Source organism: Ferrovum myxofaciens (assembly GCF_013181415.1).
Classification (GTDB): domain Bacteria; phylum Pseudomonadota; class Gammaproteobacteria; order Burkholderiales; family Ferrovaceae; genus Ferrovum; species Ferrovum myxofaciens.
In genome coordinates, this window is record NZ_CP053676.1 from 1757775 (window position 1) to 1772924 (window position 15150).

General features: G+C 53.5%; 11 protein-coding genes. 3 read left to right on the forward strand and 8 right to left on the reverse strand.

The window, feature by feature from the left end; genetic code table 11:
- Positions 1–56: 56 nt before the first annotated feature.
- Together HO274_RS08570 and pgm are read right to left on the reverse strand one after the other, a co-directional pair.
- Positions 57–965, reverse strand: coding sequence for a 3'-5' exonuclease (locus HO274_RS08570; RefSeq protein WP_273118761.1), 909 nt, complete (start codon positions 963–965; stop codon positions 57–59).
- Positions 966–1010: 45 nt separating this feature from the next.
- Complete coding sequence (gene pgm, locus HO274_RS08575) at positions 1011–2663, reverse strand: phosphoglucomutase (alpha-D-glucose-1,6-bisphosphate-dependent) (RefSeq protein ID WP_273118764.1); 1653 nt, start codon at positions 2661–2663, stop codon at positions 1011–1013.
- 308 nt (positions 2664–2971) lie between these two features.
- On the opposite strand from pgm, the gene HO274_RS08580 reads away from it, so the two are divergent.
- A complete protein-coding gene (locus HO274_RS08580) occupies positions 2972–4153 on the forward strand; it encodes an ATP-binding protein (RefSeq protein ID WP_035417259.1) in 1182 nt (393 codons plus the stop codon).
- Between the two features lie 189 nt (positions 4154–4342).
- Here HO274_RS08580 and HO274_RS08585 read toward each other — a convergent pair whose 3' ends face one another.
- The 3 genes from HO274_RS08585 to HO274_RS08595 all read right to left on the reverse strand — a co-directional run bounded on the left by HO274_RS08585 (position 4343) and on the right by HO274_RS08595 (position 10339).
- On the reverse strand, positions 4343–5302 hold the full coding sequence (locus tag HO274_RS08585; protein WP_273118768.1) for an MBL fold metallo-hydrolase: 960 nt from the start codon (positions 5300–5302) through the stop codon (positions 4343–4345).
- Between the two features lie 229 nt (positions 5303–5531).
- Positions 5532–9077 carry a YhaN family protein gene (locus HO274_RS08590; protein WP_062187655.1) on the reverse strand — a complete coding sequence of 1182 codons (3546 nt, stop codon included), beginning with the start codon at positions 9075–9077 and terminating at the stop codon, positions 5532–5534.
- Complete coding sequence (locus HO274_RS08595; protein WP_062187652.1) at positions 9074–10339, reverse strand: metallophosphoesterase family protein; 1266 nt, start codon at positions 10337–10339, stop codon at positions 9074–9076. Before HO274_RS08595 ends, HO274_RS08590 begins: the two co-directional genes overlap by 4 nt.
- Positions 10340–10688: 349 nt before the next feature.
- On the opposite strand from HO274_RS08595, the gene HO274_RS08600 reads away from it, so the two are divergent.
- Both HO274_RS08600 and HO274_RS08605 read left to right on the forward strand, forming a co-directional pair.
- Complete coding sequence (locus HO274_RS08600; protein ID WP_031596828.1) at positions 10689–11012, forward strand: helix-turn-helix domain-containing protein; 324 nt, start codon at positions 10689–10691, stop codon at positions 11010–11012.
- Positions 11009–12298, forward strand: coding sequence for a type II toxin-antitoxin system HipA family toxin (locus HO274_RS08605; RefSeq protein WP_273118774.1), 1290 nt, complete (start codon positions 11009–11011; stop codon positions 12296–12298). The genes HO274_RS08600 and HO274_RS08605 overlap by 4 nt, the downstream gene beginning before the upstream one ends.
- 490 nt (positions 12299–12788) lie before the next feature.
- Here HO274_RS08605 and HO274_RS08610 read toward each other — a convergent pair whose 3' ends face one another.
- From HO274_RS08610 to HO274_RS08620, 3 genes are read right to left on the reverse strand one after another with little or no spacing between them, the layout of a single operon-like run.
- A complete protein-coding gene (locus HO274_RS08610; protein WP_273118776.1) occupies positions 12789–13511 on the reverse strand; it encodes an ATPase in 723 nt (240 codons plus the stop codon).
- Complete coding sequence (locus HO274_RS08615) at positions 13504–14208, reverse strand: helix-turn-helix domain-containing protein (RefSeq protein ID WP_273118778.1); 705 nt, start codon at positions 14206–14208, stop codon at positions 13504–13506. Before HO274_RS08615 ends, HO274_RS08610 begins: the two co-directional genes overlap by 8 nt.
- A 10-nt stretch (positions 14209–14218) precedes the next feature.
- Positions 14219–15040 carry a TIGR04255 family protein gene (locus HO274_RS08620; protein WP_160171547.1) on the reverse strand — a complete coding sequence of 274 codons (822 nt, stop codon included), beginning with the start codon at positions 15038–15040 and terminating at the stop codon, positions 14219–14221.
- Between the last annotated feature and the right edge of the window lie 110 nt (positions 15041–15150).

Sequence of the window (15150 nt, forward strand, 5' to 3'; positions counted from 1 at the left end):
TCAGGCTGTCCATCCCTTTTCCGAATGGAAAAAGGGATTTGTGCACTTCGGTCGTTTCATAGAACGCAGGTGCGCGTATTGCCCGCGCGGAACGAAAAACGCGTACGCGCATTCCGTTCCTCAATTTCTACCGAGGCGGCCTTCCCGCCGTAGATGGTGGTCTTGAGCCATTCCATTTCTTTCTTCAAGGTCGTTTCACTTTCCAGGGTACGTGCCCAGCATTTGCGTTCGCCATTCCAACGGTATTGACGTTCCTTGAGCAGATCCTTGGTGGAAAAGGGAGAATTGAGCGCAGAAACGGTATAACTTGTTTGTGGCAAGCGGTCCAGTATGGGCTTTAATCCGGGTTGTGTGGAGAGAGGCAGAGGTAGGGCAAGGATTTCCAGAAGTGCCTGACAATCTTCTTCAGCACGGTGCGCATCGAAAAAAAAGCCTTGCCGGAACGCAAGGTAATCCAGTTTTCTGGAATTGATGCCTTCGGCTTCCCAGTCGATGTCCATCATTGAGCAGCCCCAAGGCAAATCTGAAAAAACGGGGAGGCGCTTTTCCAGAAAAGGCCGATCAAAAGCAGCATTATGTGCGATGACCAACTGAGTGCCGGACAACAGTGTCGTGAAGGCGGTCTCATCGAAGCGTTGACCTGCAACCAGAGCGTCCGTAATGCCGGTCAAACGGATGGTTTCAGGACCCAGAGGGAAGCCGGGGTCTTCCAGGCCGCCATAAGTACTACTCACCCGAATGGGTTGGCCTGTTATCGGGTCATAGTCAAAGACGATTATGCCAATTTCAATGATCTTGTCTTTCATGGCATCCAGTCCCGTGGTTTCCGTATCCACGATCACCCCACGGTGCAGGGCATGACCGGGCGGGTTGGCGAGTTGAGTCCGTGCTTTCAAGCGCCGCAGGACCCGGTAGTCGGGATGGTCAGACAGTGTTTGGAGCAGGGTTTCTGGGTTGGTGATCATGGTTTGTGATTACTGCAATGATATTACGGGAAATATACGCTATCTTTAGGTAACCGCCAGGGCGGTGTCAACAATGGTCTGGGCTTCCGTCAGGATACGGTGCAGGTGATCCGCTCCATGAAAACTCTCCGCATAGATTTTATAAATGTTTTCGGTTCCTGAAGGACGGGCCGCAAACCACCCGCTCTCGGCAATCACTTTCAACCCCCCAATGGGGGCACCATTACCGGGAGCTTGAGTGAGAATGCTCAGGATTTTTTCGCCAGCCAGATCTGCAGACTGGATTTGCTTTGGTGAAAGTTGTGCCAGTACTTTTTTTTGTGCCGGCGTGGCTGGCGCATCCACCCGGTCGTATACAGGGTCGCCAAACTCCCGCGTCAGGTCACGATAAATTTCACCAGGATCGCGCCCCATGCGTGCGGTGATTTCCGCCGACAATAAAGCCGGGACCAACCCATCCTTGTCGGTGGTCCAGGTTGTGCCGTCCAGACGCGCAAAAGACGCGCCCGCACTCTCTTCTCCCACAAAGCCCAGAGAACCTTCCAGCAATCCCTCCACAAACCACTTGAAACCCACCGGTACCTCGTACAACTTGCGTCCCAGTTTGGCTGCGACGCGATCGATCATCTGGCTGCTGACGAGCGTTTTGCCAATGCCCGCTTCCTTGCGCCACTGGGGTCGGTGTTGAAAGAGGTAGGAAATGGCCACTGCCAGATAATGGTTAGGTGCCATCAACCCCCCACTTTTGGTAACGATCCCATGCCGGTCATGGTCGGTATCGCAGGCAAAAGCCACGTCAAAACGATCCTTGAGTCCAATCAAACTCTGCATTGCATAGGACGAGGAGGGGTCCATGCGAATCTGGCCATCCCAATCCACCGTCATGAAACGGAAGGTGGGATCAACCCCATCGTTCACCACCGTAAGATTCAAGCCGTAGCGTTCGGCAATGGCTTGCCAATAATGGACGCCAGCCCCACCAAGCGGATCCACCCCCAGGGCGATGTTGGCTCCGCGAATCGCTTCCATATCGATTACATGGCCAAGATCCTTCACATAGTTGCCGATAAAATCATGGCGATGGGTCGTGGCAGAGCGCAGAGCTTGCGCATGAGAAATTCTTTGTACGCCCTGCAGATTGTTTTCCAGCAGCGCGTTGGCCCGGTCTTCGATCCACCCGGTGACATCCTTGTCTGCCGGGCCACCATTGGGCGGGTTGTACTTGAAACCTCCGTCCTTGGGTGGATTGTGCGAAGGCGTGATGACGATGCCATCCGCCAGTCCGGTACTGCGTCCCCGGTTATGTACCAGAATGGCATGGGAGATGGCGGGCGTCGGGGTGAATTCGCTTCCCATGGAAATCATGGTTTGTACCCCGTTGGCAGCCAGTACTTCCAGCGCTGTCTCAAACGCTGGTCGGGACAACGCATGGGTGTCGATTCCCAGGTACAGCGGACCATCGATCCCCTTGCTCTTGCGGTATTCGCAGATCGCCTGGCTGATCGCCAGCACATGGTATTCATTGAAACTGTGATCGAAGGAACTGCCCCGATGTCCAGACGTCCCAAAGGCGACGCGCTGGGCAGGTACCGTGGGATCGGGGCGTAACTCCGCATACGCAGCCAGCAACTTGGGGACATCCACCAGCAGCGACAACGGTGCCGGTTTCCCGGCCAATGGACTAACGAGGGTACTCATGATTGTGAAGGTATCATTTCTGTTCTGTCCTTGGAATTACCCATGAAAAACCCCAAACCGAGGCACTCATGCCAAGGTTCAACACTACCATAGCCATCGGAAATTTTGTATGACATTCTGCCGGGAGAAGAGCCAGTTTGGAATTTAGAAGAGGTTGTATGACCATGCACGAAGGAATATGTAAAAACTTCAACCCGGCCTTCTGATGGGTGAGTGGCAACACGGGTTTAGGATATTTTTTATGACGGTATTTGTGTAAATCAGAGGTTGTAGTTGTTATCTGCTCATTAACTTGTTAGATTACGCGTATGATTCCCCGCACCCTTGCTAAAGAATTGACCTTGGCGGCTACTGAATATCCAGTGGTAACACTGTTGGGTGCGCGTCAGGTAGGAAAGACCACTTTGGTCCGCGAAATATTTCCAGAGAAACCGTGGGTTTCCTTGGAAGATATGGATGTTCGTGTGAGGGCGGAAACTGATCCGAGGGCCTTTCTGAATCAGTACGCTGGAGGGGCTATTTTTGATGAAGTGCAGCGCCTTCCGTTGCTTCTTTCTTATCTTCAGGGTTTGGTGGATCTTCAAGGACAACCGGGGCGATTTGTTCTGACTGGAAGTCATCAACCCCGCTTGCAGGAAGCGATCAGTCAATCTTTGGCGGGGCGTACTGCGGTGTTGAATCTGTGGCCATTGACCATGGAGGAAATGCGTGCCCATCCTCCCTTTCCAGCCACCTCCTTCGACTGCATGTTGCGTGGTGGGTATCCTCGGGTGGTGGCTCAGTCACTGGATATACGGCGGTTTTACAATGGTTATCTCCAGACTTATGTGGAGCGTGATGTCCGCGCGTTGATTCAAGTGCGAAATCTTTCGTTGTTCCAGAAGTTTTTGACATTACTGGCCGGGAGAGTGGGGCAGCTTCTCAATTTGAGCAGTTTGGCCAACGATGTGGGAGTGTCGGCAACCACTCTGCGAGAGTGGATTTCAGTTCTCAAGTCAAGTTTTCTGATTTTTGAACTGATTCCGTTCTATGAAAATGTCTCCAGGCGGTTGGTCAAGTCGTCCAAAATCTTTTTTGCCGATGTGGGGATGGTCTGTCATCTGTTGGGTATTCATAGTGTTTCTCAGTTGGAACGAGATCCTTTGCGTGGATCTCTGTATGAAAATTTCATGATCGCTGAAGTGATGAAATCCATGGTTCATGGGGGCCAACATCCGGAACTCTTTTTTTATCGAGATTCCCATGGAGTTGAAGTGGACTTGGTCATTCGCCACAATGGCAGTTTTGTGCCGATTGAAATCAAATCTTCCAGTACATTTTCGCCTGAATTTATTAAGGGAATTCTTCAGTTCCGACGCCAACTTGACCGTTCACCAGTCCAAGGATATGTGCTGTACAACGGTGAAGAATCCTTTACACTACAAGATATTACCGTAATTAATCCACTTGATTCCACTCATCGATTTGCTGAAATTGTGAGTGCCCTATGAAGAAACCGGACGCTCCTGCCCTACCAAAACCCTCAAAAATCGTGTTGTAGTTCCAATTGTTACATGCACTTTTTTCAAATACAATAAGTTACGAAAAAAGTGTCGAACTCTGGAGTTCAGCGTCTTTATAAATAATGCGAGTGACGATGGCTCTGGGAGGTTTTAGGGAAGCGATAAAGCCGCAAGAAATCAATGCAATGAGGAATAATTCACCGGCACCCAAATATAGCCTCCATCCATTGCACGTAAATGTCCGATCCCAGGAAAAGGAAGGTGTGCACCGGCTACCCAATACCCCTGTTTGGCTGCATCGGCAAACGTTTTTTTACGCTCGATTGCCGCAGATTTTGAATCGGTATCAAACTTCATGACCACGGATGGTTCGGCAAACTGAACTGAGGCTACGTGCATCAAATCTCCCCAAAGTATCAGTTTTTGGCCATTGCTCTCGACTGCATAAGTGGTGTGACCTACTGTGTGGCCGTGGCTAGGCACGGCTCTGATTCCCGGAATGAGTTCCGTTTCGCCAACAAACGGTTTGAATTTACCTGCCAAGACGTAGGGATTGAGAGACGCCATTGCACCTTGAAACGAGTGCTTCTCTTCTTGTGGTGCTGCGTCCATATGCTTTTGACTCAACCAAAAATCGGCTTCCTGCTGATCTGCACGCACAATTGCGTTAGGAAATGCAAGTTGCTCCCTGCTCATGAGTCCGCCAACATGATCAGGATGCATGTGCGTTATGTATATCTCGTCAACTTGTTCGGGTTGATAGCCAGATGCCTTCAGGTTGGCAACCAAGTTGCCGAGCGTCGGCCCGAATAAGTTGCCCGCTCCCGTGTCGATAAGAACGAGTTTTGTACCCGTATTAACCAGAAAGCCATTGACTGATGTCTCTAGTGGATCTTTGAGAAAATTGAGTGACAGTGCCTTTTCTACTTTTTCTGGTGTGGTATTGCCGAGCAACTTGCCTACAGGCAAGTTCACAGTACCATCGGATAGTGCAGTAATTTCAAAATTGCCCAGCATCATGCGGTAATAACCAGGAGCCTGGGTCTTCACTTGTGGAGCACTTGCATTGGCGACAGAGATAAATGGCAAGGTCAAGATAATCGCAATCCAGAAATTCAGTCGATGATAGAACGCCATGTGATTTTCCTTTCGTTTTAATGGATGCATCAGATATTAAAGAATGGACATAATCTACCATTATCCTGAAAATTGCTATTTCAGTTGCTGTTGGCGGGGAATATGATGCTGGCGAGGTTGTGGTCGTTAATGCTTCTCTCCGTGGCCGCACCAAAGTGTTGTTGGACTGCCCCTCGACCAACACCTTTTACTCGGGCGATGTCCTTTCCGCTGATCAGTCACTGGATGTTCATCGCCAGTTTCCCACGTTGGCTGTTCCCAGGTCGTGCCGCCGCCACATGCCGACCTGGAGTACGGATGAGGCGATGTCGCAGAGGTGCCCGTGGTGCGTGAAAAATAGCACCTGGGTCTGCTGGGCCAAGTCAGCCAGCACCGATAGGGTGGCCGATGCACGGGCGTCGTCGAATTGCACCAGCAAGTCGTCGATCACAAGCGGAATGGCTTCCCGCTGTTTCAGATGCTCTTCGATTGCGGCGATGCGTAGCGCCAAGAAGAGTTGGTCCCGAGCCCCTTGGCTCATACCGGTCACACCGACTCGTATCCCGTCTGGTCGAAGACCTTGCAGAACCTGCGTATCGTCGTTGTAGTCGGTGACCAAACTACAGAAACTTCCCAGCGTAATTTTGGCGAATATTTCTCCTGCACGCCGAAGTACCGGCCCCTGGTGCTTTTCTCGGTACGAATGGACCACACGGGACACGATAGCCTGTGCCAGCCGCGTTCGTGCATAGGAGTGTGCATGACGGGCGATGCGGGCGATGAGTTCTTCCGCCTCCTGCTGCGCGCACGCTGCTGCATCGCTGCCATCGATCGCATCAAACGTCCGGTTTGCTTCGAGCAATTGGGCATAGACGGTTTCTCCCCCCGCTTCATGCTCCTTGATTGCCACCTCGACCTCCGTCATCTGGGTATCTGTGTCCGAAATATCGTGCCCGCCAACTTCGGCCAGCACCTCAGCAATTGGTCGCGCGGCGCTGCGAACCAATTGATCGTCGATCTCTGCTATTCGGGCGGCAAGCAACTGCTTGCGCGCAGAGTCCGCTTCCACAGAAGGCAACTCGTCGGACGACTGCACGCCGGCACGACGAACCAATTCCACCAAGCGTTCGTGTTGCGATGACTCGGCGATTTCAGCCTGTTGCAGTTGGGTTGTCTCACGTTCGATGTTCGCGTTGATCTGCTTGCTTTCGCGATCAACTTCACGGGCTGCGGCTAACTCCCCATAGAGTAGGGACACCCTATGATCGGCATCCTTGTCGGTAGTCGATTCGCTGACCGCGCTTGAGAGCGTGGACAACTCGTCCTCGAAGGTGGCGCACTTGTCACGTTCGAAATTGGCTTCCCGCGTAAGTGCATCAAGTGAGTCCAATGCATTGACAAGTTCATTGAGTTCATCGATACGGGCACGCGCTTCTGCCGGTAGCGCCCCAGCTGAGAGGTGCAATGCAGCCACCGTTTCGTTCCATTGGCTCTGCCAGGCATTCACCTTCTCGGTCAGCAGCGATTGCTGAGATGTGGTGTCCGCCAGATCGCGTTCTTGTTGAGATATCTGCCCGACGAGAGCAGCCCGTGCGGTGGCGGCTTGCCGCACGGTATCGACTGCAACCTTGGCACGCGTGAGCGCCGCAACCAGTGATTCCTGCTCGGTCACGCCAGCGAGCCCGCATCCGGTCAATGCCTGACTTAGATTGGCCCGTGTCGCCGCCAGTGAACCCGTGATCTCTTGTCTCGCCTGCCGCAGCATTCCCAACTGGGTAGAGCGTTCGGCCCATGCCGCATGCTTCTGACACCACTCGAGCGCTGCAATTGGCGTGATATCCGGTTGCTCTAAGGATGTAGCGATAGCAACCCAACGGATATTTAACTGGTGCAGTTCCTCGGTGAGTTCGTCGCGCCGATGGGACAGTGTGATACGAGCATTCTGCATTTCCGCAACACGCTGACGCGTGGTCTCGAAATTGGCGGCACGCCCGGCATCCGCGTGCAACAGGTCAGCCAAGCGGTCTGCCTCCCGCACGGTACCCTCGTAAACTGTGGGCAAGGATAGGCCGGGAGAGAAGTCAGCGGACAGTCGGTCGGGGTCTTCAGATCGTTCAATGTATCCTTCCCGAATCAGATGCCAGCCATCGTCGCGATGTAGCCTTGCCGCTTGCACCTGCTCGTGGGTGGCGATTTCGCCAGCTGCCGTTAGGCCACGCAGTTCACGTTCCCTGTCACCAATATCCCGATCCAAATTGGCATCTTTGTCTTGGAGGGTCCGTTGAGCTTCCTCCAGTCGTCGGTATTCGGCCTCGAATTCGCGGAGAGTGGTCGTCAGTGGTACGCGCAGGGCCAGCAGGTCGGCGAGTTTTCCGCTCCATAGGACCGAGGTGTCGCGGGTAAGGTTAGCATCAAGTGCAGCGATCTCGCGATCCAGTTTGGCCTGCTGTCCCGCCAGGTCACCTTGGACAGCTGCTTCTTCTCGAGCCGTTTCCAGATCATCCAGAGTCACCTGCTCAGGATGTTCCGTCAGATCAACGCGCAACTGTTCCAGTGTGCCTGTGATGATGCGGGATCGTTCAGCCAATTGTTCATTCTTGGCGTGCAATGTTGCGTACTCATCGGCAAGCGACTGAATGCGTGCTATCAGGGTCGGTGCCGGGATCAGCCTGCGCGCCTGGTCAATGGTGATATCCGGTGCAAGATCGGAGGCGATGGCCCTCAATCGATTTGTGATGTCAGCTTTGGCGGCGACGATATCTCTGTCGATGCGTGGCATGCGCTCGACTGCTCCCCGCCAGTCCTTGGCGGCGTGATGCAGTCGCTCGATAGTCGCGGCATTTGCCAGAAGCGCTTCGCGCACCACCAGAACGGATCGCTTGGCATGCAGACGGTCTATTTCCGCCTTTGCCTCACGCTGGGTTTCAACGGCTGCACGCAACTTCACTTCAATCTCAATGCGCTGCTCTGCGGCTTCCGGTGGTAGCAACGGAATGTGTTGAAGAACATCGAGTTCCTGTAACTTGGACACCCTTTCGGCGGCCAGTGGCAGGTTGGAACTGATTCGTGACAACCGCCGATGTTCATCGCGCAGCGCCGCCAGATCGTTGCGTGCCTTGGTGTGTTTCTCTTTGGCCTGCCGCATGGCGCGATCGGCTTGTTCCCAGGCATTGGTACGAACTGTGGTATCCCGCGCCAGTTTACGCTTTTCTTCAAGTTCCTTGATTGCGATATGGATAACACTTGAACTGGCACGAGGCCGAAAAAGATTCGAAGCTTCACTCTCCAGATGGCCGAGCAACCGCTGCAGGCTGGTCATGCCAGCAGCGGCCTCAAACAGGCTTTGACCGATTTCGCCTTTCCCTGCCAGCAGTGCCTCGCTCCCCCGAGTCAAGCCTTCCATATCCAGGCCAAATAGGGAGCGATAGAGCGCTTCGTCTAACCCCCCGAGCAGCCGAGAAAGAGACTCTTCCGACACCGGTTGATCGGTCAGCTCCGTCCCAGTGGCTTCATCCAGCGCGAACAGTGTCTGCTTGCGGGCATTGCGCCGCATGACGGACAGTCGTGTTCCCTGTTGGGTGAGCATCGTTGCACCGACGCGCAATTGCGGATGCAAAAACTTGTCGGCTGTGCGTTCGTTGATGCCGAACAAAAGGCCAGTTAGGGCCCGTAGTGTGGTGGACTTTCCAGCCTCGTTTGGGCCGTAGATCACATGGAAATTCGCGCCATCTCCGAAATCGAGAATCCGGTCGGAAAATGTACCGTAGGCCTTGAGATAGACGCGCTCGATCTTCACGGGGCTGCCTCTTCACCCGACAGGTGCGCGATCAACTTTCCCTCGACCTCCCCCAGGAGTTCGGCCAACACATCAGGTGCGTCGAGTCGAAGGGAGTTTGCGCCTTCCCTAAGCTCCGCCGGTAGTTTTTGCAGCAGATCTCGGAATGCTTCCTCGCCCACAACGCTGCGCGCTACATCATCAGCGGCCAAGCCACGCAGTTCGCGGACAAGCAGTCCCAACGGATCATCGCGCTCGGCGATGCGGTCGAGATCCAATTGTGGGCGTGTCGTCAATTCGACTTTCTCGATCCACACCTGGGCGTTTGAGGCTTCAATGGCCGCACTGCGCAGTTGCTGTTCCACCGTCTCCGGTTGCGCCGCCAGCACGCGATGCAATGGCCCGCACCCTGCGATTCGGACTCGGAGCGCAAGCGTCCGGCCGCCCGACTGGGTGAGCCTGCGACGAATCTCCGCAGTGGTTGCATCAAGCAGGGAGTCCAGATCGGGCAGCGCGGCGATGTCGAGCAGGAGTGTGTCCCATCGCATTACATCCAATGCAATGGCACGATGATCAAGCACTACCTCGTTCTCGACCGACACCAATGAGCAACCCTTGGCACCGGATTCGCGGATGTCTCGACCTTGAGTATTGCCTGGATAGACCACCCACGGTTCCCGGAGAACGATTTCCGCTGCATGGATGTGGCCGAGAGCCCAGTAATCATAACCTTTACCTCGCAGCACATCCAGCGTAGTCGGGGCATAATTATCGTGTCGGGGGCGACCATTGAGCGAGGTATGGAGCAAACCAATATTGAAACAGTCATGAATGGGAGCCGGATAGGCAATAGCAAGATCATTCAGCACGGCGGGCGTGGCAAAACTCTGTCCATGCACGGCGATACCTATTTCATCCAGCACAACTGTTTCAGGTTTCATGTCAGCCAGCAGATGCACATTCCGCGGAAGACGTAGCGACTTGGTGAGCTTGCTCGCTGCGTCATGATTGCCTCGCACGATGGCGACAGGGATGCCTTCCTCGGCAAGTTGTGTCACACCCTTGACGAAGAATAGCCCTGTATTATGGTCTGGCCAGTTGCCGTCGTAGAGATCGCCGCCAATCACCACGAGGTCGACGCGCTCGGAGAGGGCGGTGGCCACCAAGTTTTCGAAGGCCCGACGGGTGGCCCCGCGAACATCATCGACTGGTGCGCCCTCATACCGGTCGAGGCCGTGCAAGGGGCTGTCAATATGAAGGTCGGCGGCGTGTAAAAATCGCATCTTTCAGGTATTAAAACCCAGCAGAGTTAAGGGCATCGGACAATTGTATTGTCATCCTGAAAATTTTGCACTATGTTGTTTTAATTTGATGATACTTGGTAGAATCTATGTCGAAAAACTCCCGCGAAGGTGAAATCCTCACCATTAAGCAAGTCGCCGAAACGACTGCTGATGCTGACGCTGCATGTAACCACATAACCAGCATATACTTACCGGTTATAATTATACAATCATTTTAATCGGCATAAAAGAGCCGATTAATTTATCAATAAATTATGATTACAGGCAGTTCGGTATATAATGACCGCTTAACGGCATCAAGACAAATTAACTGGCAGATAATGACCGTATGAGCGAACTAATATTCCATACGCCAGAAGAACTCCAAATCGTACTGGGGGAACGGTTACGTCGTTTACGTCTTAATCGTAACTTGGATCAGTGTACCGCGGCTGAAAAGGCTGGCATCTCTGAAAAAGCCCTGCGCAACCTTGAGTCTGGTCGCGGCTCAACGGTCACCACCTTGTTGCGTGTATTGAAGGCGCTCGAGTACCTTCAGGGAATTGACATGCTTGCACCTGAAATTAGCGTCAATCCCCTCGATTTATTGCGCCAACCAAAAGCTCCGCAACGCGCACGGCGTACCATTAAACCTCCGAAAGAAAATCAATGAGCACCCCTGTCATCGAAGTACGTATTTGGGGCAAGCGTGTTGGCGCGGTGGCACCAGACCCGCGCCTGGGTCGCTACGTATTTGCTTACGACCCCAGCTGGCGAGGTCGCGGAATCGAATTGGCACCAATCACTATGCCGTTAGCGGACACTCGATCCACTTTCGCATTTCCTGATCTCGCTGACCCAAGCTACAAGAGACTTCCAGGATTGCTCGCTGACGCACTGCCTGATGATTTCGGCAATGCACTTATCGATGCATGGATGACTAATAAGGGTATTGAAAAACGCGCCATCACCACGCTCGACCGATTAGCCTATATGGGCAAGCGTGGCATGGGGGCGCTGGAATTCAAACCTGCACGCGGCGCTCACCGTGAAAGTGCTGAGCCCTTAGAGATGAAAAGCCTGGTGGAAACCGCTCGCACGGTCATTAATGGCGATCTATCAGGCGATGTGGAAGCACAGGCAGCACTTGCCAATATTATTCGGGTTGGCACATCTGCTGGTGGCGCACGCGCAAAAGCGGTCGTCACTTGGAATTCGAAAACCAACCAAATTCGCAGCGGTCAGTTTGATGCTGCTCCTGGTTTCGAACACTGGCTACTTAAATTTGATGGGGTTGGCAAGGATTCGGAACTGGGTGGAAGCGCAGATTACGGACGGATTGAATACGCCTACTATCTAATGGCAAAAGCTGCCGGCATCACAATGTCACCCTGCCGGTTATTGGAAGAAAGTGGTCGCGCTCACTTCATGACGCGCCGCTTCGACCGGGAAGCGAATGAAAGCAGCACCATCAAACATCATGTGCAGACACTCTGCGCCATGGATCACCTCGACTACAAGCAACGCGCAACCCATGCATATGCACAGCTATTCATGGTCATCGCTAGGCTGAAGCTTGGTGATGAAGCCATTACCCATGCTTTCCGCCGCATGGCCTTTAATGTGATGGCCAAAAACTGTGACGATCACACCAAAAATTTCGCTTTCCGATTGAAACAAGGCGAATCATGGGAGTTTGCCCCGGCCTACGACGTAACCCATGCCTACAACCCACATGGAGAATGGACTTACCAACATCTGATGAGTGTCAACGGTAAATTCAGCGGGATTACCCGCGCAGATTTGCTGGTTGAAGCCGAACGATTTGGTGTCCGTCGTGCTCAAGATTTGCTGAATGATGTGCGTGCAGCCCTGGATAGCTGGCAGAAATTTGCCATTGAGGCGGGTTTGAACACCTCAACTACAGACGCCATAGCTGCCGACTTTGAACTAATTTGAACACCCATCCGGAATTTGCGCAGGCAATGGAAGTCAGTTCTTGAAACGGAATTCGGTATTGAGGGGCTTCCAGACCCCGTTTGTCTTCACTGGACTTTGGCGCGCTCGACAGGAATTGAACCTGTGACCCTCGGCTTCGGAATCAAAAACGGTATACCGACATTATCCTTCACAATATCTTGTCATTCGACTTTAAATCATACAAATCAAATTGATATAGTTTAACCTTTCATAGAAATTCCGTGAAAGGCATGTAATTCAACGCCGATTTTCGTCTAAACAAGACAATTTTTAATATGAAATCTGGCATTTTTAAAATTGCATAAATTGACCATCAGTCACCCTGCTGATTCCGGCATGCTCACTCCTGTGCGTTTGCGTCCAGAGTCGAGCGGTCATTTAGCGCGTCCCCCCCACTGTCAGGAGGTTCGGCCTTTGCGGACGGTGGAATCCTCCTCAATCTACGTCCGCAAAAAGAAGTTGAGACGATTCACATTGTACCGGCCTTTAACCGATAGAAGGTACTCTCAACTTGATGCCACCATGCCGGAGGAGATTCATCCTTGAGAACCAACTCTCCATCCTCAAAAAAAGCAATGTCCCAGTAGGTATCCAAGTCGTTATCACTCCGATCCTCGCTGTTGTCAAAGAAGATGGCCAGCGTGGCGGCGCGAGCGCCGTGCGAGAAATTCAGCAGCACCCGCTCGTAACGCCCCTCGATCTTGTCTTCGCGGACATTGTGTCCGCCCTTGGCGTGCCGGATGGCCACGCGCGCCTTGGACTTCTCAATCGATTCGAGGCCGACGGCAATGAGCAGCACCAAATAGCCACGGCAACTAGCTTCATTCATGAACCCAACCTTATCCTGCTTGGGATCGGAAAGCACCGTCTCGAAGCTGAAGTTGATCTCCTGGTCGAGGTATTGTTGGCGCAAGCGGGTAGTTTCTTTCACCGCACATTCCTCGAACTCCTCCTTGGAAAGACTGTGCTCACCCAGGTCGAGGGTAATGGCCTTCTCAATCTCATCCGGATTGAGGTGTTCAGCCAAGAGGCCAGCGAGGGCGTCAGAGATGCGCTCGCGGTAGATCGTGGTTTTGCCAGCACCATTATGACCGGCGATGACCACCAGCAGGCGCCGGTCCTCTTCGGGGATCTTATGCAAGCGCGCCCGCAATCGCTTCAGAAAGACATCGGCCGGACTCAGATCATCCATTTCGAGACTTGCGCCCAGCACCGAGGCCAGCGAACGCGCCAGTCAGCGCGGTTGCGGCCTGGGTTGCGCGCCCCCCCTCCTCGCGACGCCTGTCAGCCGTGCTGGCGGCGAGCGTCCGGTAGCCGGCCTGCAGGGCATCGTGATCGATTTGGGGGGCCTTGAGAAGGTCGAACACGGTGTTGCCGGTGGGTAGGAGAGCATGGAGCCAGCGCCCCTTGAGCGGCGGGTAGTTTTGCCATGATTGCGCTACGCCGTAGAGCTGCTTGATGCGGACACGATTCTCATTGGAGCGCACTTGCTCCATGTCAGTGAACTTTATCCACTGGTAGGCTGTTTGTCGTGTGATGCCAAAAACCTCTGCGGTATCGCTGATGTTCATGCCGAAGATGGTACGCACCACGTCCAACACGGATGCCGGGGAGCGCGCGGCCTCGAGATTGAATTCTCGCGCCGCAGGGGCTTCCGGGGAAGAACTGCGATTCTTGATGAAAACAAGGCAAGCGCCGGTCGTCGCGATATGACCTTTCCATGAATTTGGAGCGGCGGGGCTCAACAGATCCCACACGCGTGGAACGCCTTGGAAAGGGACAGACTGTGCTTTGACCATGACACTTCCGGTCCCTTCTTCATAAAGGCGGCGCATGTCACCCTGACGGATCACAAAATTACGGTTGGCCAACGCTTGTGAATTGTGCATTCTATCCTCCTTATGTCTGCTTGCCTGTCCATTCGGCCTCGGCTTCAACTGTGATAATACTGCTAAATGCCTTGCAAATATCGTCGCGAAGACGTTGGAATACCTCGGCGATTTCTCCTGCCTGCAACCGGCGAGAATCAATACGCCAGCGGTCGATATCCAGAACTGCCGATGGTCCTTCAGTGTATTTCTCCAACAAGGCTGGAGGCAGCAGGACCAAACCATCGAGATCCGGTGGCAGGGAGGGTGGCGCGAAGCCCCGTCCATACTGGACGCGCATTGCCCCATCGACCCCCCTAGGATATTCGTGGCTCATGAATGCTGTTTGGGCGATTTCGCCGAAAACGTCGGTCGAGTGGCCGAATCCGTCCTTGAAGTAGTCCTCGGGCTTCTTGCCGGTGGTGGGGATGATAAAGTCCACGTAGCGCAAACCTAGCCGCTGCACTTTGATGCCGCCAGCGGCGCACAGACAGTCCAGCATGGATCGCCATTCCGCGAGGAAGTGTGGCGAATCCTTGTAGAGGGAAGTGGTGTAGGTCATCACTCCGTTCTGAAGACGCAAAGCGCTGCGATTATCGTCGCTACGCAACTCGCGGCCGACCTCGCTTTCGTTCGCTTTGGATTCCCCTTCCTGGACGGGTGCGTTGCCAAATACAAGCGACACCTGGCGCACTGCTTTCATGGCAGGGAAGCGCTCGCGCAACGCAGCCTTGAGGCGTGCAGCAACGTCCTTGTACTCGGTATCGATTTCGGGATCAAAACGGACTTGCGCCAGGACAAGGGCCAACGGCGCATTGGGCCACTTGCCCAGCGCCTGATTGTGATTGCTCACGGTCATATCTCCTATTGTATGAGTGGGATGTTACTTCTATTTTCGTTAATCATACACATTACTTGACATTTTTGAAGCGCAATCGTACTATTAGACACGATATCATACAG